Origin of the sequence: Nguyenibacter vanlangensis (assembly GCF_013376155.1) — a bacterium.
In the GTDB taxonomy this organism is placed as follows: domain Bacteria; phylum Pseudomonadota; class Alphaproteobacteria; order Acetobacterales; family Acetobacteraceae; genus Gluconacetobacter; species Gluconacetobacter vanlangensis.
Genome location: NZ_JABXXP010000978.1, coordinates 1 through 843, shown reverse-complemented (window position 1 = coordinate 843; position 843 = coordinate 1). Strand labels below are relative to the sequence as shown.

At 69.2% G+C, this 843-nt stretch carries 1 protein-coding gene; it reads right to left on the bottom strand.

Translation table 11 applies throughout. The features are described 5' to 3' along the window. Window positions 1-548: AEC family transporter (locus HUK84_RS20615; protein WP_176641853.1), on the bottom strand; the 548-nt coding region annotated here is incomplete at its 3' end. Window positions 549-843: the final 295 nt, after the last annotated feature.

Genomic DNA, 843 nt, shown 5'->3' with positions numbered 1-843 from the left:
GCCCCGGCCAGCGGCGAGAACACCAGCGGGTTGCGCAGCAGCGCCAGGCCCACCCGCGCCAGCAATTGCAGCGTGCTGCGCCCGGCCAGTTCCTCCAGCTCGACCAGCGCGATGGCGACGGCGAACAGGCCGCAGACCGTCACCAGGGTCGCAATCACCACCGCGGGCAGGGCGGACGGCCCGAACAGGCCCAGGCACAGCGGCAGACCCATGAAGGCGGTATTGGCATAGCCCGCCGTCAGCCCCTCGATCGCCGCGCCGGACAGCCGGTGCATGCGGTCGGCCGGGCGAAACCAGTCGAACATCCAGCCCAGGGCGAAGGTCGCCAGCGTCGCCAGCGTGAAGGCGACGGCAAAGCCCGGATGGTCGATCTGCGCCCGCGTGACCTGCGCCGTGCTGAGGAACAATTCGGCCGGCAGCGCCAGCCGGATCACGAACCGGTTCAGGATGTCCGTCGCCCCCTGGCCCAGCCAGTTCTGCCGCGCCGCGACGAAGCCGATCAGGATCAGGCCGAAGATCGGCAGAAGAACAGAAAGAATAGCATGCATGATTCGGCCATGCCATGCGGGGAAAGGCCGGTCAATGGACGGGATGATGCTGTAATCGCACTTATTCCGCCACGTCTTGCCCCACATCTTCCCCCATATCGGCCCCCCATATCGGGCCGGAAACGACAGGCGGCGGCAGCCGCGCGGCTGCCGCCGCCCTGGGTCACAAGCGCGTCAGCCGCGTTCCATGTCCCGCTCCATGTCCCGTTCCACCCAGTCGATGACGGAGCCGCGCGTCGGCGCCCAGCCCAGGTCGCGTCGCGCCTTGCCGGCGCGCACGCGGCTGTTCGACCCC